This is a genomic window from Halomonas sp. HNIBRBA4712, assembly GCF_043558675.1.
Lineage (GTDB): Bacteria > Pseudomonadota > Gammaproteobacteria > Pseudomonadales > Halomonadaceae > Vreelandella.
In genome coordinates this window covers 117,963-141,354 of sequence record NZ_JBIFXR010000005.1, presented here as the reverse complement: position 1 = coordinate 141,354, position 23,392 = coordinate 117,963, and the positions used below count along the sequence as shown (strand labels likewise).

The 23,392-nt window shown below is 58.1% G+C and carries 21 protein-coding genes; 12 read left to right on the top strand and 9 right to left on the bottom strand.

The window, feature by feature from the left end; all coding sequences use genetic code 11:
- The first annotated feature begins 20 nt into the window (after positions 1–20).
- Positions 21–1,370, top strand: a complete 1,350-nt coding sequence (locus ACGK9R_RS11535) for a VOC family protein (protein ID WP_394581373.1) — start codon at positions 21–23, stop codon at positions 1,368–1,370.
- A 51-nt stretch (positions 1,371–1,421) separates the two neighbouring features.
- Positions 1,422–2,660 carry an NAD(P)/FAD-dependent oxidoreductase gene (locus ACGK9R_RS11530; RefSeq protein WP_394581372.1) on the top strand — a complete coding sequence of 413 codons (1,239 nt, stop codon included), beginning with the start codon at positions 1,422–1,424 and terminating at the stop codon, positions 2,658–2,660.
- Here ACGK9R_RS11530 and ACGK9R_RS11525 read toward each other — a convergent pair.
- Both ACGK9R_RS11525 and ACGK9R_RS11520 read right to left on the bottom strand, forming a co-directional pair.
- The gene (locus ACGK9R_RS11525; RefSeq protein ID WP_394581370.1) at positions 2,646–3,059 is read right to left on the bottom strand and encodes a hypothetical protein; all 414 of its coding nucleotides are present in this window, start codon (positions 3,057–3,059) and stop codon (positions 2,646–2,648) included. The two genes, ACGK9R_RS11530 and ACGK9R_RS11525, sit on opposite strands and share 15 nt — an antisense overlap.
- Before the next feature lie 217 nt (positions 3,060–3,276).
- Positions 3,277–4,974 carry a thiamine pyrophosphate-binding protein gene (locus ACGK9R_RS11520; RefSeq protein ID WP_394581368.1) on the bottom strand — a complete coding sequence of 566 codons (1,698 nt, stop codon included), beginning with the start codon at positions 4,972–4,974 and terminating at the stop codon, positions 3,277–3,279.
- A gap of 119 nt (positions 4,975–5,093) precedes the next feature.
- On the opposite strand from ACGK9R_RS11520, the gene ACGK9R_RS11515 reads away from it, so the two are divergent.
- The gene (locus ACGK9R_RS11515; RefSeq protein ID WP_394581366.1) at positions 5,094–5,594 is read left to right on the top strand and encodes an Lrp/AsnC family transcriptional regulator; all 501 of its coding nucleotides are present in this window, start codon (positions 5,094–5,096) and stop codon (positions 5,592–5,594) included.
- A 140-nt stretch (positions 5,595–5,734) separates the two neighbouring features.
- Here the strand turns inward: ACGK9R_RS11515 and ACGK9R_RS11510 are convergent, their stop codons facing one another.
- From ACGK9R_RS11510 to ACGK9R_RS11490, 5 genes are all read right to left on the bottom strand, one after another.
- Complete coding sequence (locus tag ACGK9R_RS11510; protein ID WP_394581365.1) at positions 5,735–6,454, bottom strand: hypothetical protein; 720 nt, start codon at positions 6,452–6,454, stop codon at positions 5,735–5,737.
- A 60-nt stretch (positions 6,455–6,514) separates the two neighbouring features.
- Positions 6,515–7,816 (bottom strand): TRAP transporter large permease, encoded by a 1,302-nt coding sequence (locus tag ACGK9R_RS11505; protein ID WP_394581364.1) that lies wholly within the window; start codon positions 7,814–7,816, stop codon positions 6,515–6,517.
- A 12-nt stretch (positions 7,817–7,828) separates the two neighbouring features.
- A complete protein-coding gene (locus ACGK9R_RS11500; protein WP_394581362.1) occupies positions 7,829–8,332 on the bottom strand; it encodes a TRAP transporter small permease subunit in 504 nt (167 codons plus the stop codon).
- 66 nt (positions 8,333–8,398) lie between these two features.
- On the bottom strand, positions 8,399–9,391 hold the full coding sequence (locus ACGK9R_RS11495; RefSeq protein ID WP_394581361.1) for a TRAP transporter substrate-binding protein: 993 nt from the start codon (positions 9,389–9,391) through the stop codon (positions 8,399–8,401).
- 85 nt (positions 9,392–9,476) lie between these two features.
- Entirely contained in the window at positions 9,477–10,970 is a 1,494-nt protein-coding gene (locus ACGK9R_RS11490) for an aldehyde dehydrogenase family protein (RefSeq protein WP_394581359.1), read from the bottom strand.
- 120 nt (positions 10,971–11,090) lie between these two features.
- Here ACGK9R_RS11490 and gcvA point away from each other — a divergent pair, with 120 nt between their 5' ends.
- Complete coding sequence (gene gcvA, locus ACGK9R_RS11485) at positions 11,091–11,978, top strand: transcriptional regulator GcvA (protein WP_394581357.1); 888 nt, start codon at positions 11,091–11,093, stop codon at positions 11,976–11,978.
- Between the two features lie 153 nt (positions 11,979–12,131).
- On the opposite strand, the gene ACGK9R_RS11480 is transcribed toward gcvA, so the two are convergent.
- Positions 12,132–13,685: a BCCT family transporter gene (locus ACGK9R_RS11480; protein WP_394581355.1), complete on the bottom strand. Its 1,554-nt coding sequence runs from the start codon at positions 13,683–13,685 to the stop codon at positions 12,132–12,134.
- Positions 13,686–13,994: 309 nt separating this feature from the next.
- Here ACGK9R_RS11480 and ACGK9R_RS11475 point away from each other — a divergent pair, with 309 nt between their 5' ends.
- Genes ACGK9R_RS11475 through ACGK9R_RS11465 form a run of 3 tightly spaced genes read left to right on the top strand, consistent with a single transcriptional unit; the run spans position 13,995 to position 16,614 of the window.
- Positions 13,995–15,059 carry an ABC transporter substrate-binding protein gene (locus ACGK9R_RS11475; RefSeq protein ID WP_394581353.1) on the top strand — a complete coding sequence of 355 codons (1,065 nt, stop codon included), beginning with the start codon at positions 13,995–13,997 and terminating at the stop codon, positions 15,057–15,059.
- Positions 15,059–15,841, top strand: a complete 783-nt coding sequence (locus ACGK9R_RS11470) for an ABC transporter ATP-binding protein (RefSeq protein ID WP_394581351.1) — start codon at positions 15,059–15,061, stop codon at positions 15,839–15,841. Before ACGK9R_RS11475 ends, ACGK9R_RS11470 begins: the two co-directional genes overlap by 1 nt.
- 11 nt (positions 15,842–15,852) lie before the next feature.
- On the top strand, positions 15,853–16,614 hold the full coding sequence (locus ACGK9R_RS11465) for an ABC transporter permease (protein ID WP_394581349.1): 762 nt from the start codon (positions 15,853–15,855) through the stop codon (positions 16,612–16,614).
- Between the two features lie 15 nt (positions 16,615–16,629).
- Here ACGK9R_RS11465 and ACGK9R_RS11460 read toward each other — a convergent pair whose 3' ends face one another.
- Positions 16,630–17,376 carry a YdiY family protein gene (locus ACGK9R_RS11460; protein ID WP_394581347.1) on the bottom strand — a complete coding sequence of 249 codons (747 nt, stop codon included), beginning with the start codon at positions 17,374–17,376 and terminating at the stop codon, positions 16,630–16,632.
- Between the two features lie 160 nt (positions 17,377–17,536).
- Between ACGK9R_RS11460 and ACGK9R_RS11455 the strand changes: the two genes are divergently transcribed.
- The 5 genes from ACGK9R_RS11455 (at position 17,537) to ACGK9R_RS11435 (ending at position 23,339) form a co-directional block, all read left to right on the top strand.
- Entirely contained in the window at positions 17,537–19,240 is a 1,704-nt protein-coding gene (locus ACGK9R_RS11455) for an ATP-binding protein (RefSeq protein WP_394581345.1), read from the top strand.
- A gap of 67 nt (positions 19,241–19,307) precedes the next feature.
- The gene (locus ACGK9R_RS11450; RefSeq protein ID WP_394581344.1) at positions 19,308–20,021 is read left to right on the top strand and encodes a response regulator; all 714 of its coding nucleotides are present in this window, start codon (positions 19,308–19,310) and stop codon (positions 20,019–20,021) included.
- 145 nt (positions 20,022–20,166) lie between these two features.
- Entirely contained in the window at positions 20,167–21,162 is a 996-nt protein-coding gene (locus ACGK9R_RS11445) for a Bug family tripartite tricarboxylate transporter substrate binding protein (RefSeq protein WP_394581342.1), read from the top strand.
- Between the two features lie 147 nt (positions 21,163–21,309).
- Complete coding sequence (locus ACGK9R_RS11440) at positions 21,310–21,792, top strand: tripartite tricarboxylate transporter TctB family protein (RefSeq protein ID WP_394581340.1); 483 nt, start codon at positions 21,310–21,312, stop codon at positions 21,790–21,792.
- Between the two features lie 59 nt (positions 21,793–21,851).
- Positions 21,852–23,339, top strand: coding sequence for a tripartite tricarboxylate transporter permease (locus ACGK9R_RS11435; RefSeq protein ID WP_394581338.1), 1,488 nt, complete (start codon positions 21,852–21,854; stop codon positions 23,337–23,339).
- Positions 23,340–23,392: the final 53 nt, after the last annotated feature.

The window sequence follows — 23,392 nt, the reverse complement described above, 5'->3', positions numbered from 1 at the left end:
CACGCAGTGAGAGCCAGGATATGACCCAGACACCCTTTGTTTCTACCCATGATGTGCGCGATCGCTTCTCGAAGGCGATGTCGGTGATGTATCAGACCGAGGTGCCGCAGTACGGCACCTTGCTTGAACTGGTCGCGCAGGTGAATCAGGAGACCCTCGATCAGAATCCCGCGCTCTTTCGTCAGCTGGAAGTCCAGGGCGAACTCGAGCGTCTGAGCGTCGAGCGTCATGGCGCGATACGCGTTGGCACGGCCGAGGAGCTTGCCATGCTGCGTCGTCTGTTTGCCGTCATGGGCATGTACCCGGTGGGCTATTATGACCTGTCCGAAGCGGGGGTGCCGGTTCACTCCACCGCGTTTCGGCCTATCGAGGATGAGGCGCTGGCGCGCAACCCGTTCCGGGTCTTTACCTCGCTTTTGCGTCTGGAGCTCATCGAAAGCGCGGCGCTGCGTGAGCGTGCCGAAGAGATCCTCAGTCAGCGCGACATCTTTGCACCCGAGGCGCGCGAGCTGATCGAGCGCTTCGAGCGTCAGGGCGGGCTGACTGCCGAAGAGGCGGATCGCTTCGTCGAGGCGGCACTGGAGACCTTCCGCTGGCATCAGGCGTCGACGGTCGATCTGAAGACCTACCAGGCGCTGCACGATGAGCACCGCCTGATCGCCGATGTAGTGTGTTTCCGTGGCCCGCATATCAACCACCTGACGCCTCGTACGCTGGATATCGACGAAGTACAGCGGCGCATGCCGGAGATGGGCATGAACCCCAAAGCTGTCATTGAAGGACCGCCGCGTCGTGAATGCCCCATTTTGCTGCGCCAAACCAGTTTTAAAGCGTTGGAAGAAGCAATCCGCTTTTCCGGTGACACGCAAGGTACCCACACCGCTCGCTTTGGAGAGATCGAGCAGCGCGGCGTGGCGCTGACGCCCAAGGGGCGGGCACTCTACGATCAACTGCTGGCCGAAGGGCGCAAGCAGAGCGCGGGCAAGGAGAGCGAGGCCCATCAACAGGTCATGTCGCGAGTCTTCGAGGCGTTTCCTGACGACGAGACGACGCTGCGCCGAGAAGGGCTGGCCTATTTTCACTATCGCTCAGCGCAGAAGGAGCGCCGTCCTGAGGGCGGGGAAGCGGATCTCGAGCGCTTGATCGAGCAGGGCCTGGTAGAGGCGAGCCCGATGACCTATGAAGACTTTCTACCGGTCAGCGCCGCCGGCATCTTTCAGTCCAACTTGGGCGGAGCCGAGAACGACGCCTACGCGGGCAATGCCAACCAGGACGCCTTCGAAGCGGCTCTCGGCGCTACGGTGAGCGATGAATTAAAGCTCTATGCTGACCGCGAAGCGCATTCGATCCAAGCGCTTTTCAATACTTGATCCAGCGGGGCGAGATGTTGCACTGACATTATGAGTGAGGGGAGGTCTGTCTTGAGAGATATTGTGATCATCGGTGGTGGAATGGTAGGCGTATCCTGTGCGCTCAACTTGCAGGAGAGAGGGTATGCGCCCACCATCATCGAACAGAACAGAATTGGCGGTGAGACCTCGTACGGAAATGCCGGCGTCATCACACGCAGCTCGATCATACCGCTGAACAACCCGGCGCTGATCAAGAAACTGTATCGCTATGTTGGCAATCAGAATGTCGCCATTCGCTATAACCTCTCCTATGCGGTGAAGAATAGCCTTTCGATCACGAGGTTTCTTCTCAACTCGCTGGATAAGAAAGCGGTGGCGAACATGCACGCGCTGGATCAGCTGATCTCTCACTCTCTAGGCGAGCACGAGAAGTGGATGGCGCTTGCCGGGGCAAGTCAACACTTGAGGAAGACCGGCTTTTTAAAGCTCTTTAGAAGTCAGGCCTCTTTCGAGGCCTCGGCTTTCGAGCGGCGGTTATTGACACAGTTTGGCGTCAAGTACCGGGTCGTGGATGACGCCGAAATAAAGCGCCTAGAGCCGCACCTGAAGGATATCTTCTACAACGGCGTTTTGATCGAGGATGCGGCCTCCGTGGACAATCCCGGCCAGGTCGTGGAGCGTTACGGTACGCTTTTCGAAGAGCGGGGCGGAGAGGTGTTGAACGCAAGCGTACGGGAGGTGAAAAACGTCGAAGGCGGCTTTCTCATCAGTACGTCTCATGGGAGTATCGAAGCTGAACGGGTCGTGGTCTCTGCTGGCCCCTGGTCTCAGGAGATTCTGAAGAGTGTCGGCTTCAAGCTCCCGATGTTTCTGGAGCGTGGCTATCACTACCACTTCGAAAGAAACGATCACAACGGGATTTCAAGGCCAATCCTCGATGCCGAGGGGGGGTATGTCATGACGCCGACCAGTATGGGCATCCGCGTCAGCTCTGGCAGTGAACTCAATGACCGGGATCAGCCCAGCAACGAGAGCCAGATCGACCGGGCGATCAAATCCGCCATGATGGCGCTGGATATCGACAAGAAGATCGATAAAGTGGCGTGGCGCGGTAGTCGGCCGACGCTTCCGGATTCACTGCCCGCGATTGGCCCCGTACCCGGCAAAGAGAACCTATGGGTAGCCTGCGGTCATCAGCACATAGGGTTCAGCACCGGGCCGGCAACGGGGCGATTGATTGCTGACATGGTGAGCGGGGGCGAGTCTTTTGTACCGGCGGCCCCTTATCTGGCATCACGCTTTCAATGAAGCTTCGCTTAGCCAAACAGTGTCGCGTTTTCGATCGGGATGAGTCGTCGCCATCGTATAGCCAGACGCCGTTATCAGCGAGGTTGCATCGTTGGCTTCCTGCTGGGAAAGATCCATCCAGGGCGCCAAGGGCTCGCTGCAAAATACAATGGCGTCATAAAGTCGATGTGTCAGGGCTTTACAAATCTGGCGCTGTAACTCGGCGTTTCGAACCCAGTGGGTATCGATATGATCGATCGCGCCGGCGTGTGATCTAAAGAGGGCCCACTTCCTATGGCAGGGTGCGGCAATAAGAAGAATGTCGCTACACGCCTTCGATTCCTGTCGAAGAGTTGAAGGCTTGTCGTTTTGAGCGGTGGTCAACGTGAACGCTGGCACGAAAAGCTTCGAGATGGCCACGATTGCCTCCATAGTGTTATGACTCGTACAGTTTTGAAAAGCTAACGCCGGTACTCTCTCTCTTTTTTGAGGACTTTACGGTCAGAGCGCTGCGATATGCCGGTTGGGGCACTGCCCCTTTGACGAGACGTTGAGCTCTGACATAGGGAAGTTTGCTTTTTTTCAACATGATTGCCTCCTTCAGCACCGGGGCATTTCGCCCCGGTGTAATGACGGTTTAACCGAGGAACGCCGTGACCGGTACTTCGCTCTCTTCGAGTTTCATCGTATGAATATCCACCAACGTTGGCCCATCATGACTCAGCGCTTCACGCACCGTGCTTTCGATATCAGCGGGATCGTGCACACTCCATGACTTGATGCCGTAGGCTTGGGCCACGGTGGCATGGTTGGTCTGCGAGAAATCCGTGCTGTAATAACGACCGCCGTAAGAGCGGTCCTGGCCCGCCTTGATCCAGCCAAATTCGGAATTGTTCAACACGATCAAGGTAGCGGGGATATTGAGGCGGCAAATGGTTTCGAGCTCGCTCGATGAGAAACCGAAGCTCCCATCCCCCATGATGCCGATCAGCTTTCGACCCGTTTCTGCGTAGTGCGCACCAATGACGCCAGGCAGGGCAAACCCCAGACCGCCATGGTAGCGATGGAAAATGAACGACCGTCTGGACTGCTGGGTCTCGTAGAAAGCGCACAAGAAGGGCGTCGGTGTACCGGGGTCGGAGACGACGATGGCATCGTCCGGGATCACCTTCTGCAGCTCTGCAACCAGTCGCTCTCCGCGAATGGGCACTTCATCTGATGCCGAGTAGCGATCAAAGCGCTCTTTTTTCTGAGTCTTGGCCGACGCCGCAGAGCGTGTACCCCACTCATCGCTGAAAGAGGTGCCATTGGACTTCAACTTGTCGATCAGTAGTTTGAGGGTTTCCCTTGCATCGCCGACCAGCGCAACATCGGTGCTGTAGTTGGCACCGATACAGGCGGGGTCGATATCGATATGCAGGATGGATTTCTCAAAGTTATTCGGGTTGGTGCGCTTTTCGCTCGTCACCGATCCCACCCGGCAACCGATATAGATAACCAGATCACTCTCTCTGATGACCTCTCTGGAGCCGGCGGTAGAGCCGTTCGTACCGATGGTGCCCAGTGACAAAGGGTGGGTTTCGGCCAGTGTTCCCTTGGCCGAGATGGTGGTACCCACCGGCGCGCCGATTTGCTTGGCCAGTATTTCGAGTTCTGCTACCGCTTGGGAGTGAAGCACACCGCCGCCACAAATGATGACCGGTCGCTGTTTGCTCTCGATAAGATCCGTGGCGCTCTGGATATCCATCGAGTTGGGAACAGCTCTTTGAGCCGGGTAAACGCTGTACTTCTCCTCAGCCCAGATATCACCGTTATCCATTTGGCTCTTCATGACGTCGTAGGGAAGGCCAATGTGAGCGGTGCCTGGCGTACCTGACGTCATGGCATTGAAGGCGCGACGTACAATGGTGGGAACGTTTTCAGGAATTTCAGCGACCCGGGTATACTTGGTGAAGGGCTTGAAGAGTGCTTCCTGGTCGCATTCGGTCAAGATGTATTTGTCACGCCCGGCAACAGGAATATCGGAGGTAATCGCCAGCACCGGAATGGTGGTTCCATTGGCTTCAGCAATACCCGGAATCATGTAGGTCGCGCCAGCGCCGCTTGGGCCTTCGACCACGCCCACGCGATGCGTCAGCCGTGCGTATACATCGGCCATGTAGGCAGCGGTTCTTTCGTCCCTGGCAAGGATATGCGTAATACCGTCACCCAACTTCCATAGGCTGTCGTAAAAAGGAAGACTGGTATCACCACAAACACCGAAAATATGCTTAACGCCAAACTTCTTTAACATGAGTACTAATGCGTCAGCACCCGAAATGGTTTCTTTATTCATGGTACGTATCCTGCCCTGAATGTTATTTCTGAAACCTTGATTATGGTATTCTGTTTGTACGAAAAGAAGCCGCTGTTTTGTTGGATATCAGTCTATTGTCGTCAAAATGAGGGGGCGTAATGTCAAAATGGTTCAGGGATGACGTGGATAGAAAATTGGTTGCCATGTTGCAAGCCAATGCTAGAGAGTCCACGTCGAGTATTGCCAAGCGGTTAAACGTTGCGCGCTCAACCATCAATGAGCGGATCAATAGGCTTGAAAAGAGTGGGGTCATCACGGGTTACTCGGTCGTGCTGAGCAAGAACCCGTCAGAAGGCAATGTGCAGGCGTTGGTCATGATTGCGGTTGACCAGAAGAAAGGCAGAAAAGTCGTCGAAGAGCTGAATAAATTTCCCGCTGTAAAAGTGTGCTTGGCCATTAACGGTGATTTCGACTACTTCATGAGCATCGAGCTCCCTACCCTCGAAGAGCTGGATGCCATGCTCGATGAAATTGCAGAAATGGATGGTGTGTCGCGATCGACCTCTTCGATCGTACTATCCAGGAAGTTTGATAGACGATACAAGGAAGTACTGAGTATGGTGCAGGCGCAAATGGGCAGCGCCGAACAGGGTGAGTAGCCTGGCCAGGAGAAGCAGAGTGCCAACCGCTGCCAACCTGAGGCAGGATATTGGTCGGCTTTTGGCAAGACTACGTTTGTTCTCGAAACGGCTATGCGATGGGGATTTTTTAATTCCGCGTGATGTCAAGAAGCGAGCGGCTAACCATCACTACTTGCCTTGAAAAGCCAGTCAAGTATTTCCACAATATCAAATACGGGCTTTTGAGTTATTCTTTTTATTTCGTTTTTATAAGGCGATAAGTTGGTGCACTCAAGAATAATGCACGAGAGATTTTTATGCTTATCTACCAGTTTTTTAGCTGAGTTCAAGACGTCATTTTCAGCCTCCTGGTAGGATAGTTCCCTTTTGTCGAATTTGATCGCTTGGTAGAAAGCTCCCTCTTTGTCAATATCCTGAATATGCAGCCCAGTGCGATAGTGGCCATTAAAGTGTAGTGGAGAGAGCTTGCTCTGATCGAATGTCAGAATGCCGATGTCGTTGTGGATACCAAAGATGGTATTCATCAGGGGTATAATATTGAGTGAGCTGGCAACAAACGGCGTCTTTATTTGATCTTGTATTCTAGCCTGAATAGGAGCGAGAAAACCGCAGGAGGTTGCGATTGCCTTCACGCCGCGGCATTCCAGCCGCTTGGCCGCGGCGACTATCCCCTCGAAAACCGCCTCATCGATCTTGCTGGATGTCACGACTGAATCGACCGTTGCCAAGTCGACGACTTCATATTGAGCCTTGTAGCGGAAGGTTTCCGGATTACCAATATCCCCTTTCAATCTGGGAAAGGAGGTCTTGAGCATGATGATGCCTACCGAAAACTCGCTATGGTGGGCGTTACCGGAAATGGCAATGGTCGAATTCATTGTCGCTGAGCTCCAAAGGGCAATGTGAGCGTTGGGTTTAGGAGGCCACCGTTGTCATCGCTACATGTTATTAGGCAAGAACATGACGATAGACGGAAAGGCGACGAGAATAAAAACGCCCAGCAGCATGATCAGGAACATGGGAATGCTCGCTTTGGCGATATATCCCAAGCCTTTATCTGTCATGGACTGGAGAACGAACAGATTGAACCCTACAGGAGGCGTTATTTGCGCCATCTCGATCACAACGATCAGGTATATCCCGAACCAGATCATGTCGAATCCTGCCTGTCTGACGATCGGATCAATCACCGCCATGGTGAGAACGATCGATGAGAGGCCGTCCAAAAAACATCCCAGAATGATATAGAACGCGGTCAGGGCAGCGATGAGATAGAAGGGGGTCAAGTTCATGTCGGCGATGTTCTCCGCGAGTATACGTGGAAGACCGGTAAACCCCATGGCCAGTGTCAAGGCTTTGGCACCTAGCAGTATGAGTGCGATCATGCTCGAGGTCTTCATCGTGCCAATGAGTGATTCCTTGAAAGCCTCTCGGGTCAGGGTTTTTTGAACCAGGGCAATACCAATGGAACCAACGACCCCCAAAACGGCAGCCTCGGTTGGCGTTGCAAAACCCACATAGATCGAACCAATAACGGCGGCGATGAGGCCCACGACAGGGAATAAAAGCTTGATGCTCTTGAACTTGGCTTTCCAACTACCTTCGCTGTCCGAGATAACCTGTTCATAGCGCTCTTTTTTAAAGATCGAATATAGAACGATATAGAGCATAAACATCAGCGCCAGCATGATCCCTGGAGCGATACCTGCAATGAACAGTTTGGAGATCGACTCGTTGACGGTAACGCCATAAACGATCAAGGCGATCGAAGGTGGAATCAGCAGCCCCAGCGTACTGGCGCCCGCCAGAGTGCCGATAACGATCGAGTCAGGATAGTTGCGCCGTTTGAGCTCCGGAATCGACATCTTGCCCACGATGGCGGCGGTGGCCGCCGAGGACCCTGAAATCGCAGCAAAGAACGTCGAGCCAACCACGTTGATATGGACCAGACCGCCGGGAAGATTCTTTGTCCAGGGGGAGAGACCCTTGAAAAGTAGCTCCGACAGCTTAGTTCTTAAAAGTATCTCTCCCATCAGTATAAAAAGCGGTAGGGACGTTAGGTTCCATGACGATATAGAATCCCAGATTGCCATGGCGATCGCATCACCGGTAGGCCTGTTGGTAAATAGCTCCATTCCTATAATAGAGGCTGCAACAAGGCTGATACCTACCCATACGCCGCCGCCGAGCAGGAGGAGTATCGAGGCGACAAAAATGGATATCAATATGACTTCGTTCATAAAGGTGTCTCTTTAACTTGTCAGATCCGGCTTGGCATAAAAATTCTTGTCAAAAAGGGTATGTGCCAAGGATATCGCCAGAAGCATCACGCCACAGGCGGAGAAGAACTGCGGCACCCATACCTTGACGTACCGTGCACCCGCGCTGACTTCCTGAAAGTCCCAAGCATAGTAGGAGATTTTAAACATGTAATAAGCCAAGTAGGATGCGATAAAAAGTGAAATGGCTATCGCCGCCTTATCGAATATCAACCGCTTGCTTGTTGATAGTCTCGATATCAGTATTTCAATTCTGATATGCGCCCCTTTTCTTAACGTATATGCCAAGGCAAGACAGTTGCCGACCGCCATGAAGTAACCGGCCAAATGCGCTAACCCGGAAATATAGATATCGAAAAAGCGTGCGATAATACTGGTGATGGTCAAGGCTGCCATGATGACAATGCACGAAGCACCAAGGTAGGCAAATACCCCATATACCTTGTTTAGGCTTTCGTTAAGGCCTGGTTTTTTCATGCTGATCCTACCTGATAAAGTGGAGCGACAGTGAGAAAAAGGGTCACTTGCGTGACCCCTTATACGTTACTCGTTTGCTTGCGACCGGTAGGTATTTATAATGTTCTCTCCCACAGTGCCGGTTTCTTCGATCCATTCCGCGATGAGCTGCTGTCCCAAGTCATTGAACTCGCTCATCAGGTTTTCGTCCGGCTCAATAATCTCCATCCCTTCGGCTTGAAGTTGCTCCTTGTACCAGTCGGCTAGCTCTTCAGCGCGAGCCCAGCCCGCCTCTTCGGCCATTTGGGCAGCGCTTTCGATGGTCTCCTGCTGTTCCGGTGTCAGCTCTTCCCAATAATCGCGATTGATGAATACCATGCCGCGAGGTAGCCAAGCTTGGGTGTCGTACCAGTAGTCGATATGTTCCCAGAGCCTTGAGTCGTACCCCGTTGAGCCTGAGGAGAACATCGCTTCCGCAACGCCAGTTGCAAATGCCTGAGGAACATCCGCTGCTTCCACCGACGTGGGGACGGCGCCCATGAGTTCCGCGACTCTTTCTGTGGTGGGGCTGTAAGCCCTAAACTTCACTCCGCGAAAGTCAGCGATACTATCTACTTGCTTATTGGTATAGATACCCTGAGGCGGCCACGCGAAACTGTACAAGAGTTTCAATCCATCCGACTCGAGTTTGCTTTCGAGTTCGGGCTTTGACGCTACATAAAGCGCTTTCGAGTCTTCGAACGTCGTGGCAAGGAAAGGCAAACTATCGAGCCCAAAGAGGGGGTCCTCGTTTTCAAGCGCGGCAATCAGGCGTTCACCGATCTGGACCAGCCCCCTGCGAGTACTGGGATAGATCCTTTCACCACTATAAAGCGAACCATTGGTATGTAGCGTTATGGTGATATCGCCGTTGGTGTTTTCGCGTACCTGATCTGCGAACTGCTGAGCAATCTCCGAATGATAGTTGCTGGAGGGATAGGCGATGGCCATGTCCCAGTTTTGGTCTGCATACAGGGCCGGGGAAAGCAAAGTACCGATACCGAGAGAGGTCACGCAGGCGGCCAAGGCTGTCTTTTTCATGATGCTACTCCAGATGAATTCGCTATATTGTTATGAGTGGCGCAGCTTCTTTGGTTTGTTATTGGTTAAAAAATATCGAGTTAAATCAATCGAATTTGATACCCTGGGCCAAAGGAAGCTCTGTCGAGTAGTTTACTGTGTTGGTCTGGCGGCGCATATAGCTTTTCCAGACATCCGAACCGGATTCGCGACCACCGCCGGTTTCTTTCTCGCCACCGAAGGCACCCCCGATTTCGGCGCCACTCGGGCCGATATTGACGTTGGCAATGCCGCAATCGCTACCGACCGCTGAAACGAACGTCTCGGCTTCGCGAACGTCGGTGGTGAAGATGCACGATGAGAGCCCTTGGGGCACATCGTTGTTCTTATCGATCGCTTCTTCCAGCGTCTTATAGGTCATGACGTAGAGAATCGGCGCGAAGGTTTCGTGCTTGACCAGGGCGTTCTGCTCTTCCAGCTCGACGATCGCCGGGTTCACGTAATAGCCTTCGTCACAGTCGGCAATGGCCACGCGATCGCCGCCAAAAACGTTCGCGCCGTGCTCGCGCGCCTTGGAAAGAACGCTCTGCATCGCATCGAACGCTTGATGATCGATGAGAGGCCCTACCAGATGGCCTTCAAGCGGATTGCCAAGCGTGACACCGCTATAGGACTTCTTGAGTCGGGTCAGTACTTCGTCCTTGAGCGACTCATGCACGAAGAGGCGGCGCAGGGTGGTGCAGCGCTGCCCGGCGGTGCCGACCGCGGAGAACAGAATGGCGCGGATAGCCATATCGAGATCGGCGCTGGGAGCCAGAATCATGGCATTGTTGCCACCCAGTTCCAGGATACTGCGTCCGAAGCGAGCAGCAACGCTAGGTCCGACTTCACGGCCCATGCGAGTACTGCCGGTCGCGCTGATGAGCGCTACGCGCGAATCGTCGACCAGCTGTTCACCCGCAGCACGCTCTCCAATGATGACCTGACTAAGATGCGCAGGCGCTTCGTCGCCGAACTGCTCGATGGCGCGATCCAGCAGCGCCTGACAGGCAAGAGCAGTCAGCGGCGTTTTCTCGGAGGGCTTCCACAACAGGCTATTGCCGCATACCAGCGCCAGCGCCGCGTTCCAAGCCCAGGGGGCGACCGGGAAGTTGAAGGCGGTGATAAGACCGATGGGCCCCAGTGGATGCCAGCTCTCACGCATGTGGTGGCCAGGGCGCTCGGAGGCGATGGTCAAGCCAAACAACTGACGCGATTGACCGACGGCGAGGTCGCAAATATCGATCATCTCCTGAACTTCGCCCAGCCCTTCCTGAAGGATCTTACCGCACTCCCGGGTCACCAACTCTCCCAGCGACTCCTTGTGTGCGCGTAGCTGCTCGCCAAACAGGCGAACCAGCTCACCACGGCGGGGCGCAGGTACTTTCTTCCACTGCTCGAAAGCCGCGACCGAGCGCGCAATGGCGGTGTCGGTGTCGCTTTGGGAGGCGATTTTCAAGCGGCCGATCTCGCTACCATCAATGGGAGTGGTCACCGAAAGCTCGCCTCCCTGATACGCGTCGCTTGCCACGCCCAATTTTTCCATAAGAGAATGAACCATTCTTTTTCCTCGCATTGTGTGTTCAAAACGGGTGTGAACGCAGTATCGCGACGCTAAAGGCAGGCGCACAAACGATGAATGGGAAGAACATCATTCCTTTTTTTCATTTACGGAGATCCCATGCGGCGTAACCACTTACCTTCTCTGATGGCGCTGAACTGTTTTGAAACGGCTGCCAGGCACCTGAGTTTCACCCGCGCCGCTGACGAGTTGAGCCTGACTCAGAGCGCCGTCAGCAAGCAGGTGGCGCAGCTGGAGGCGACGCTCTTACACCCCCTGTTTCGCAGGGTCAAAAAGCGCTTGCACTTGACGCCAGAGGGCGCCGTGTATCTCGGGGAAGCGCGTAAGATTCTGGCGCAGGTAGAGATGTCGACGCGCTACATGCAGTCTTACGGGGTGGCCTCTGACGTACTCAACGTTGCGACGCTGCCGACCTTCGGCGCGCGTTGGCTAATACCTCGTTTGAACGGTTTTCGCCATAAGCACCCCTCCATCAACCTGAATATTTCAAACCGCTCCGAGCCGTTTGATATGCAGCATGAGCGCATCGATGTGGCTTTTTTTTTCGGTCACGGCGCTTGGCCCAAAGCTGAGTGCGTGGAGCTACTGCATGAAGAGATCGTGCCCGTTTGTGCGCCTTCCACGTTGAGCCGACGGAATATCCGAACACCTCTGGACCTGACCGACCTGGTGTTGTTGCAAGTATCGACTCGCCCGGAAGCGTGGCACGAATGGTTTGAAGCGCAGTCGCTCTATACCGAGCACAGCTATCATGGTCCGCGGTTCGATACCTTTTACATGGCGCTGTGCGCGGCCGAAGCAGGATGCGGCGTCGCGTTGGTGCCCGGGTTTCTGGCACAGAAGGAGATAGAGGAGGGCAAGCTGGTGATTGCTTGGCCGTTCAAGCTAAAAAGTAGCGATGCCTACTATATGGCGTATCCCGAACACATGGCCGAGCTCTACAAGGTGAACGCCTTCATAGAGTGGATTCGCGAGCGCCTGGACTGAGGCAGAAATGCCTGTCCCTGTCGGGCAATAACGACTGATTGACGTCAAGGCCGCAGCGCTATGGAGCAGTGACGATGGTGGGGGGCAAAAAAACGGCTTACCGAGCGCCCCATGAAAAAAGCGCCCGGTAAAACCCCGACGACATGACTAGGACTACTCGATAATGCCCTGCTCCCGCGCCATCGCAAACGCCGCTTGGGGGCCGTTCCACAGCGATGGCAGTAGAAACAGCGAGACCGGCACGGCGGTGATGACGATGAACTGCTGGAGTGCGGCGATCTGGCCTTCGCGCATGGTCAGCAGCACCGCGGCCATGATCGCCATGATTACGCCCCAGAAGGCGCGCAAAAAGCGGCTGGGTTCGTCGTGGCCGGCGCCGACCATGGCGATCGAGTAGCTCATCGAGTCGCCGGTGGTGGCAACGAAGATAGTCGTGAGCAGCAGCACTGCCAGCGCCATCCAGGTGCCGCCGGGCAGGGCCTGGGCGACGGTGAGCGTGGCGATATCGAACTGGAAGTTGGTCAGCGCTTCGCTCAGGTCGATGGCGCCGGTCAGCTGGTAGTAGATACCCGAGCCGCCGAGCAGGGTGAACCACACCGTGGTGGCGATCGGCGCGATGACCGACACCGCCACGATCATCTCGCGAATGGTGCGCCCGCGGGAAATACGCGCGACGAAGATCGCCATCAGCGGCGCAAAGGCGATGAACCAGGCGTAGAAGAACACGATCCACCACTGCATCCATTCGGCGGGCGCGGTCTCGGCGGTCATGGTGACCATGGTGAAGAACTCGCCCAGGTACGTGCCCATGCCGGTGAAGTAGCTGTTGAAGAGAAACAGCGTCGGGCCGAAGACGAAGATAATAGCGCCGATGGCGAGCGCCAGCATGACGTTGAAGCGGCTGAGAAGCTGCATGCCCTTTTGTACGCCGCTGACCGACGACAGCACGTACACCACGCCGAGCGCAACGAGCACTAAAAGGCGAGTAAGGAAGTTATTGGGCAGCCCGAACAGATCGTGCAGCCCGTAGCCGACCTGGGTGGCCAGAAAGCCGATCGGCCCCACGGTACCGGCGACGACCGCGATCACGCAGCAGGAGTCGATCAGCCCGCCGAGCGGGCCGCGCAACAGGCGCTCGCCCAGCACCGGGTAGAGCAGGGTACGCGGCTGTAAGGGCTGACCTTTCACGTAGTGGGCGTGGGCCAGCACGATCGCGGTCAGCGAGCCCAGAATCGCCCAGCCGACGAACCCCCAGTGGGTGAACGACTGGGCCAGCGCGCCGGGCACCGCCGCGGGCACGCCGGGGTCGGTATCGAAGGCCGGCGGCACGTTGACGAAGTGGTAGATCGGCTCACCGGCGGCGAAAAACACCCCGCCCCCGGCCAGCAGCGTACACAGGATGATCGATATCCACTTGAACGTGCTCAATTCTGGTGCATCCAGACCGCCGATTTTGGCCTTGCCCGCTGGCGAGAGCACAAGCCCGATGGCGATGAAAAAGGTCACCAGCATGAGAAACTGGAAGTAGGTGCCGAACATCAGCGCGCTCCAGGCGAAGCCCGTGGCGATCGAGTCGGCGACCAGGTTCAGGTCATAAAACGAGAGTGCGAGAAAAGCGACGATAAAACCGATGCTTAGCGTTAGTACAACGGGGTCGCCGAGCGTTGAACGACTGCGGCTTTCACCGTCTTGGTCCGATGAATTCATCAAGAAGAACACCTTTGGTGGGACGAGAATGAAGTCGCGTCAGTGCGTAAATCGCGGGTAAAAAAAAGCGCCATTGGGGAAATGGCGCGAGGACAGGAAACAGTGTTCAGTATACAAGCCGACTAGACAAAAGTCTAATATGTTTTTCATTGGTGCGCAGGATTTGTCAAGACGCACCATCATGGAGCGCCGCTGAGCTTTTGGCTATTTTGGCTCTTTCGTAAGCCCATGAATTAAATGACATTAACGGCGACTGGCAGCGTTGCTGCAACGCATCGAGCATCTTCATTTGTATACAAGGTGCTCTTCATGGCTCATGTTGCCGGTACGTTCGACACAACATCACAGCGCTTTGGACGATACGCGGGCGCGCTGCTGGCGGGCGCGGTAGCGCTGGTGCCGGCCGCCGCCCTGGCCGATACGCCGATCCGCTTTCAGCTCGACTGGCGCTTCGAGGGGCCGTCCGCGCCGTTTCTGATGGCCCAGCAGAAGGGCTACTTCGCCGAGGAGGGGCTGGACGTCCAGATCGACTCCGGCAGTGGCTCCGCCGGGGCGATCAACCGGGTTGCCTCCGGCGCCTACGAGATGGGTTTTGGCGATCTCAACGCGGTGGTGGAGTTTCTGGCCGAGAACCCGGACGCCCCCGGGGTCAGCGGCGTCTACGTGCTCTACGACGGTACGCCGGCGGCGGTGCTCGCCCGCAAGGATCGGGGCATCGAGACCCCGGCGGATCTCGCCGGTAAGCGCATTGCTGCGCCCGCCTTCGATACCGGCTACCGTGCCTGGCCCGCCTTCGCTGCCGCCAATGGCCTGGCGGCCGATGCGGTGGAGTGGCAGAACGTCGACCCGACCCTGCGCGAGACGCTTCTGGCGCGCGGCGACGTGGACGCCATTACCGGCTTCTCCTTCACCAGCCTGCTCAATCTGGAGGAGCGAGGACTGGGGGAAGACGCGCTGACCATCATGGCGTTTCCCGAGTACGGCGTGCCGCTCTACGGCAACGCCATCATCGCAAGCGACGCCTTCGCCGAGGCGCACCCGGAAGCGGTAGAGGGCTTTCTGCGCGCCTTCAACCGCGCGTTGAAGGAGACCTTTGCCGACCCGGCGGCGGCGGTGGCCTTCGTAGCCGAGCGCGACGGTTTGATCGATACCGCCATGGAAACGCGCCGCCTCGAACTCGCCCTCGATAGCGTGGTGGACACTCCCTACACCCGCGAGCACGGCGTGGGCGGAGTGGACGAGGCGCGTCTCGAGCAGGCGATCGCGCTGGTCGCCGAGGTCTTCGAGCTACCGACGGTGCCCACGGCCGAGCAGGTGTTCACCGCGCGGTTTCTGCCGCCGGTGGAGGAACGCCTGCTGCCGGAGGCGCCCTGATGGCCTCGGCGTTCGTCGACTTCGAGGAGGTCGCGCTCTCGTATGATGGGCAGACCAACGCCATCGAAGGTATCGATCTGTCGATTGCACAAGGCGAGTTCGTCGCCTTCGTCGGGCCGTCCGGCTGCGGCAAGTCGACCTTCATGAAGCTCTGCACCGGGCTCAAAGCCCCAAGCCACGGCACGGTGAGCGTCGATGGTCACACCGTGACCGGGCCGCTCAAGATCTCGGGCATGGCGTTTCAGAACGCCAACCTGCTGCCCTGGCGCACCACCCTCGACAACGTGCTGTTGCCGCTGGAGATTGTCGAGCCCTACCGGCGCGAGTTTCGCCGCCGCCGCGAGGAGTTCGTCGGCTGGGCGCGTGAGCTGCTGGACACCGTGGGGCTGGCCGGCTACGAAGACAAATATCCGTGGCAGCTCTCCGGCGGCATGCAGCAGCGCGCCTCGATCTGTCGGGCGCTGATTCACCGGCCCAGGCTTTTGATGCTCGACGAGCCCTTCGGCGCGCTCGACGCCTTCACCCGCGAGGAGCTGTGGTGCGTGCTGCGCGATCTGTGGCAGGTGCAGCGCTTCACCGTGGTGCTGGTGACCCACGACCTGCGCGAGGCGGCGTTTCTCGCCGATACCGTCTACGTGATGAGCGCGCGCCCGGGCCGGGTGATCGAAAAGCGGTCGATCGAGCTTTCGCGCCCGCGCTCGATCGAGTCCACTTACGAGAAACCCTTCATCGACCTGGTCCACGCGCTGCGCGCCCGGATCGGCGACGTGCGCGAAGGCTAAAAGGGCATTCCATGAAACAACCGAGTAAAACCCTTGAGCGCCTCGCGCCCTGGATCGCCCTCGCGGCGCTGGTGTTGATCTGGGAGGCGGCGGTGCGCCTTTTCGCCGTGCCGAGCTTCATCTTCCCAAGCGCGCTGGACACCTTTCAGGCGCTGATCACCTACGCCGGACCCATCGGCCGCCACTCCTGGCAGACCTTCTGGACCACGCTGATCGGCTTCGGCCTTGGGGTGGCGGTGGGGCTGGTGCTGGGCTTTATCATCGGCTCGTCGCGCTTTCTCTACAACGCCTGCTACCCGCTATTGGTAGGGTTCAACGCCATTCCCAAGGTCGCCTTCGTGCCGATTCTGGTGGTGTGGTTCGGCATCGGTTCGGTGCCGGCGATACTGACGGCGTTTCTGATCTGCTTCTTCCCCATCGTGGTCAACGTGGCCACGGGACTTGCGACGCTGGAGCCGGAAATGGAGGATGTGCTGCGGGTTCTTGGTGCGCGGCGCCTGGACGTGCTGTTGAAGGTGGGGCTGCCGCGCTCGTTGCCCTACTTCTTCGCTTCGCTGAAGATCGCGATCACGCTGGCCTTCGTGGGCACCGTGGTCTCGGAAACCGTGGCCTCGAACCAGGGGATCGGTTATCTGATGATGAGCGCCGGCTCGCAGATGCGCATGGGGCTGGTGTTCGCCGGACTGATCGTCATCAGCGCCATGGCGATGGTGATGTACGAGTTTTTCTCGGTGCTCGAAAAGCGCATGACCGGCTGGGCCCACCGGGGGTAGTGAAGCGGCCCACCGCTACCAGCGATAGAGCAGCGAGGCACTGGTCGTGTTGTCGGTGCGCTCGCTGGCGTCCGGCGGCGGCTGCGAGTTGTGCTTGATCTCATGAGACAGGCGCATCGAAATGCGCGAGCTGACGCGGGCGGTCAGCGCGGTGAAGGAGCGCGACGTCGTGTTCTGGTCGGTATACTCGACGGACATCTCCTGCTCGAATTCGGTCTCCTCGGAAAACCCGAAACGATACGCCATGGCGCTGTAGGCCACCGCCAGCTGCTCGTTACCGTGCTCGCGTAGCCGGTCGTTGCGATAGCCCGGACCCGCCTCGAGCGACAGCGAATGGCGCTCGCCGGTAAGAAGCTGGCGACCGTAGCCGCCAATGACCGACAGCTGCTGGTCGTAGCCCGCGAAGCGGTCCTTTTCCCAACGGGCGAAGCCAAACAGATAGTGCGGACCGCTGAAGTCGTAACGCTCACGCCCGGCCAGCAGATACTGCTCGGCGCTGGTTTCGCCATCCTTGGTGACGTTGCGTACCTCACCGCGCAGCGAATGGGTCAAATCCCCGGTCAGCCACGTGAGCCGCGTCTTGCCGATCAGCGTCTGGCTGTCGGTATTGCCGGAAAGGTGGGTAAAGCCGAGCTCGGCGTCGCCGGTGAAGTTCGGCGAACCGTCGTCCGGTGGCGGCGGGGCGTAGAACGGGTTCGCCAGCGCCGCACCGGCCAACAGCGGCCAGCTCACCAGTACACTGCTTCTCAGTAAAGTAAGCACGATACCTTCTTGTGTGAAATCAACCAAAGCGGACCACCCACGATAGCGCCATAGATTACCGTGGCTCGGGTCTGCGTGCCATAATGACGCCACCGGGCACGTTGAGTTCCTTTGTGTCGATCTTTTCCATGCCGATTTCCCTCTATGCCGATTTCCCCCTATGCCGATTTCCCGACTCCGCTCGCTGGCTGACCTGAAACCCGGTCAGCGCCCGCGCTCCACCAGGCGCTGGTACAAACGCAGTTTTCGCTTGCAAGTGATGCTGCTGGTGGGCTTTCTGCTCGCCGGTATGCTTCTGGCCCAGGGCTCATACCTCAATCACCGCACGGCGGATATCGTCAGTGCGCAGATGGGCGAGCGCGCACTAGCGGTAGCGAAAACCGTGGCGGCGATGCCCAATATCGTCGCCGCTTTCAATACCGATGATCCGTCTCGCATCATCCAGCCACTGGCCGAGCAGGTACGCCACGAAACCGGCGCGCGCTATGTCGTGGTGGGCAATGCTCAGTCGATTCGCTACTCGCATCCGCTGGTCGAGCGGCTGGGCGAAAGGATGGTCGGTGGCGACAACGATCAGGCGCTGATCTATGGCCAGTCCTATGTCTCTCGGGCCACCGGAACGCTGGGTACCGCTATGCGTGGCAAGACCCCCATTCGGGACGAGGAGGGTAACATCATTGGTTTGGTCTCGGTGGGCTTTTTGGCCGATCGTGTTGCCGCGGATGCGGCGCGTTATACGCTTCTGGGCTGGTCGTTGGTGGGCTTGATGATCGTACTTGGCTTCGCCGGGGCGTACTGGCTTTCGCAGCATCTCAAGAAAGTCATTCTGGGGCTTGAGCCTTATGAGATCGCACGCTTGGCCATGGAGAAAGAGGCGATCCTGCAGTCCATCCATGAGGGAATTCTCGCGATTAATCGGGAAGGACAGATCACGCTGGTGAATCAGCAAGCACGCCGGCTGATGGGGCTTGCCGACGATCACGTGCTGTTGGGCCGGCCAATTCGTGACGTCGTGCCCAACTCCCGGCTATTGGAGGTGTTGAAGCGCGGTGAGCAGGAGTTCGACCAGCAGATGTGGCTTGGCGATCATCCTGTGGTGGTCAACCGCGTGCCGATCGTCGACGATGGCGAAGTCGATGGCGCGGTGGCCACGTTTCGCAGTCGGCGTGAGATCGTCGATCTTTCCGAGGCGCTCACTCAGGCGAGTCGCGACGTGGATATGCTGCGCGCCCAGGCCCATGAGTTTTCCAACAAGCTCTACACCATTTCCGGGCTTTTGCAGTTGGGGCGCGTCGAGCAGGCGCTCAAGCTGATCCACCAGGAGAGCGAGCGGGCGCAAAAGCAGATGAGCTTTCTGATGAGCCACGTGGCCGACACCGTATTGAGCGGAACGTTACTCGGCAAGCTGACCCGGGCGCGGGAGCTGGGGGTAACACTGACGATCGACGAGCAGAGCTCGCTTTCGCAGCCGCTGGCGCCAAGCGTTCAGGAAGTGATCATGAGCGTGGTGGGCAATCTGCTCGATAACGCCTTTTTTGCCGCCTTGAACGGTCCAAACGCGCAGGCGCCCAGGGTACGGCTCTTTTTCACCGACCTGGGCGATCAGCTGCTGGTGGAAGTCGAGGATAACGGGGCCGGCGTCGCACCGGAGCACGCCAGCGCCATTTTCGAGGAGGGCTTCTCGACCAAGCGCGGCAAGCACCAGGGCATCGGGCTTGCGCTGGTGATGCGGCTTTGCCGCCAGCACGATGGCACGGTCACCCTCGATGAGAGCGAGCTGGGCGGCGCCTGCTTCATCGCCGTATTAAGCAACACGCTCACAAGCCGCTCTTCATACACGGCCCACGGCAACCATTCACGATAACCATTCACGATAACAATTCATGATAACAACACAGACCGGAGTACGCGGGCTAGAGGGGAGATGAGAGATGAACGACAGGCAGTATGGCATCGTGATTGTCGAGGATGACTTTCGCATTGCTGACATTCACAAGGCGTTCATCGAGCAAAGCGATGGCTTTTGCGTTTTGGGGGTAGCGCGCAATGCCGCCGAGGCGAGGGCGCTAATAGCGACCTGCGCCGAGGCGGTGGATCTGGTGCTGCTGGATGCCTACCTGCCGGACGTGGAGGGGCTCGAGCTTCTATGGGCGATTCGCCAGCGCCATACCCGGGTGGACATCGTCATGATCACCGCCGCCCGTGAAATGGACACCATCGCCGAGGCGCTGCGCGGCGGCGTGTTCGATTACCTGATCAAGCCCGTCGAGGCCGCGCGCATGACGCAGATGCTCAGTCGTTTTCGCCGCGAGCGCGGGGCGCTGGCCCAGCAAGGCGAAATGAGCCAGGAGGAGCTTGATCGGGTACTTGCGCGCCAGCAACCTGACCCGATAGCGCCGATGACGGGCTCGAGCGGTTTGCCCAAGGGCATTGACCGGCTCACTCTCGATCGGGTAATCGACGTACTGACGGAGAAAAACGCTGCACAAACGGCGATGCAGGTGGCCCGTTCGCTGGGGGCGAGCCGTTCGACTGCCCGGCGCTATCTCGAGTTTATGGTCGCCGAGAAGCGCGTGGATGCGGAACTGGGTTACGGCGACGTCGGGCGTCCGGAGAGACGCTATCGGCTGATCGAGCCTCGCTAGCTGCTGATTTGAACATAATGAACAAAATGCACAGAAAGGCTTTTTTGCCGTTTATAGCTAAAAACTTGTTTGGGCTAGCGTCCGTCTTCTAACGTCCGCAGCGTAACGACGTTATAACAACTCACATAAATGAGTGGAGACGCCAATGAGCACTTCCCTGAAACGCCTCATCCTGCTGGCCATGCCCGCTGCGTTGCTCGTGGGCGCTAGCGCCAGTGCCCAAGCGCAAGAGTGGACACCGAGCAAGTCGATCGAGTTCATCGCCCCGGCCAACCCGGGCGGCGGTTGGGATACGCTGGTACGCACCATGTCCCGCGTTATCCAGCAAGAAGGCCTGGCCGATGAGAGTTTCGCCGCGATCAACGTGCCCGGCGGCGGCGGCGCGGTCGCCTGGGCGCAGGTCGCGCGTGATACCGGCAACCCACACAAGCTGTTCGCCACCAGCCCGCCGATGATTCTGGTGCCGCTGGCTGGCGCCTCGCGCTATGACCATACCGACTTCACGCCGATCGCGCGGGTGATCACCGACTACTCGATCATTCTGGTGACTGCGGACTCCGAGTATCAGACCGTCAACGACCTGTTCGACGCGCTCAAGGAGAACCCGCAGCTCTCCGTGGGTGGTGGCAGCGCGCCGGGCTCGATGGACCATATCTCCATGGCCGGCGTGGCGGCGGCCGCCGGGCTCGATGCGGCAAGCATCAACTATATTCCGTTCTCCGGCGGCGGCGACGCCATGACCAACCTGATGGGTGGCCATATCGAAGCGGTGATCACCGGCGCCGGCGAGTCCGTCGGCCAGCTTGGCGAAGGCAGCCAGCTCAGGGCGCTGGGCGTTTCTTCACCGGAGCGCCTGGAAGGCGGCCTTGCGGACGTGCCGACCTACCAGGAGCAGGGCATCGACTACACCTTCGACATCTGGCGCGGCGTGATGGGCGCTCCGGACATGCCCGAAGAGGCGGTGGCCTACTACGAGGAGCTGTTCGCCGAGATGCTCGAAACCGATGGCTGGCAAGCCGCGCGCGACCAGCTCGGCTGGATCGACGCCTACCAGAATAGCGAAGAATTCGGCGCTTTCCTTGACGAGCAGCAGGAGCAGTTCAGCAGCGTGCTGAGCGACCTGGGGCTGCTGCGTCAATAACCAGCGTTTGCTGGTTCGCCCATAACGACGCTGATAACGGCTACGTCAATCATTATCGTGGAGCGCAGCGGCTATACGCCCCGCCAGCCCCAAGGCTGGCGCGGTCGCCTGTCCGTGACGGTCGGTGCGTGCGCTCGGAGAATTTCCATGACTAAACTCAATACCAACCAGTGGCTAGGGGTGATTCTGGCCCTCGTTGCGGCGGCTTACTTGGCCATGGCCTGGCAGGTGCCGACGTTCCCTCTGCCGCGTCCGGTCGATTCCGACCTGTTTCCTAAAGTGCTGGGGAGCACGCTTTTACTCCTGTCGATTCTCTTGTTTTTCGAAAAGCCGGGCACCATTGCCGGGGCCGACGAGATCGATGACGAAGCAACCCGCGGGCCGCTGCTGCTGACCCCCTGGGCGCGCGTCGTGATCACGGCCATTGCCATTGCGGCCTACGCGCTCTTGCTGGTGCCGCTGGGTTTCGTGCTGGCATCGGGACTGCTTTGTGTGGGGCTGACCGCGTACTACGGTTACCGCCGACATGCCATCAACGTGGCAACATCGCTTGGCGTAGTGTTGGCGCTTTATCTGACCATGACGCGAGTAATGGACGTCTATCTGCCGACCGGCGTATTGCCTTTTTAAGGTAGTCGACCCGTTCACCGATACGCTTCATTACGCTAGCCTTCTAGAGGAACATTCCCATGGATGCCTTGAACAATCTGATGTACGGCTTTGGCATCGCGCTGGAGCCGATCAATATCGCTTACGTTTTTGCCGGTGTGTTTGCCGGCACGATCATCGGCATGTTGCCGGGCCTTGGGCCGATCAGCGCGCTGGCGCTGATGATTCCGATCACCTTCGCCATGGAGCCCTCTTCGGGCCTGATCCTGATGGCCGGGGTCTATTATGGCGCCATTTTCGGCGGCTCCACGTCGTCTATCCTGCTCAATGCGCCGGGTATCGCCGGCACCGTGGCCACATCGTTTGATGGCTACCCGATGGCGAAAAAGGGAATGGCGGGCAAGGCGCTGGCCATTGCCGCCTACTCGTCGTTCGTGGGCGGCACGGTCTCGGTCATCTTTCTGATGCTGGTGGCGCCGCTACTTTCCAAGGTGGCGGTGAGCTTTGGCCCGGCGGAGTACTTCGCGCTGATGGTGCTGGGGCTGACCGCCGTGGTGTCGCTTTCCGATAAATCGCTGGTCAAGGGGCTGATCGCCGCCGTGGTCGGGGTCATGGTCTCGATCGTGGGTATCGACATGCAGACCGGAACCGAGCGCTTTACCTTCAACTCAATCAACCTGCTCGATGGTATCGACTTTCTGGTCGTAGCGCTGGGTATCTTCGCGCTCGCCGAAGTGTTCTACATGTTGCTGCGCGGCGGCGGTGGCAAGGAAGCACCGCGCAACGCGATCGGCTCGCTGAAACTGAGCCGCTCCGAGGTCAAACAGATTGCCGGACCCGTAGGCCGTGGTTCGGTACTGGGCTTTTTCACCGGCGTACTGCCCGGTGCCGGCGCGACCATCGGCTCGTTTCTGGGTTACGGCCTGGAAAAGCGCATCGCTAAAGATGGTGATACCTTCGGCAAGGGCAACATCAAGGGCGTAGCGGCCCCGGAAGCGGCAAACAACGCCGCCTGTACCGGTTCTTTCGTGCCGCTTCTGACGCTGGGTGTGCCAGGTTCTGGTACCACGGCGGTACTGCTGGGCGCGCTTCTGGTGATGGGAGTGACCCCGGGGCCGATGATGCTCGAGCAGCGCCCGGACGTGTTCTGGGGCGTGGTGGCGAGTATGTACGTAGGTAATATCTTCCTGCTGGTGCTCAACCTGCCGCTGATTCCGTTGATCGCCAAAATCCTGGATATGCCCAAGCCGCTGCTGCTCTCGTTGATCCTGATCTTTTGCATGATCGGCGTGTACGGTATGAGCTTTAGCGTATTCGACCTGCTTTTGCTGCTCGGCTTTGGCCTGCTGGGTCTGGGCATGCGTCTGTTCGGCTTCCCGGCGGCACCGCTTATTCTGGCGCTGATTCTTGGCAATATCATGGAAGAGTCCATGCGCCGGGCGCTACAGATCTCCGGGGGCGACTGGATGACGTTCATCGACAAGCCGATCTCGCTAACGCTTTTGTTGATCGCGCTACTGTCGCTGGGCCTGCCACTTTTGAAAAAGCGCCGCAAACGCGTAGCGTAAGCTTTTACCCAGGCTTTGCCGCCACGCCCGTCGGTTCGCCTGACGGGCGTGGC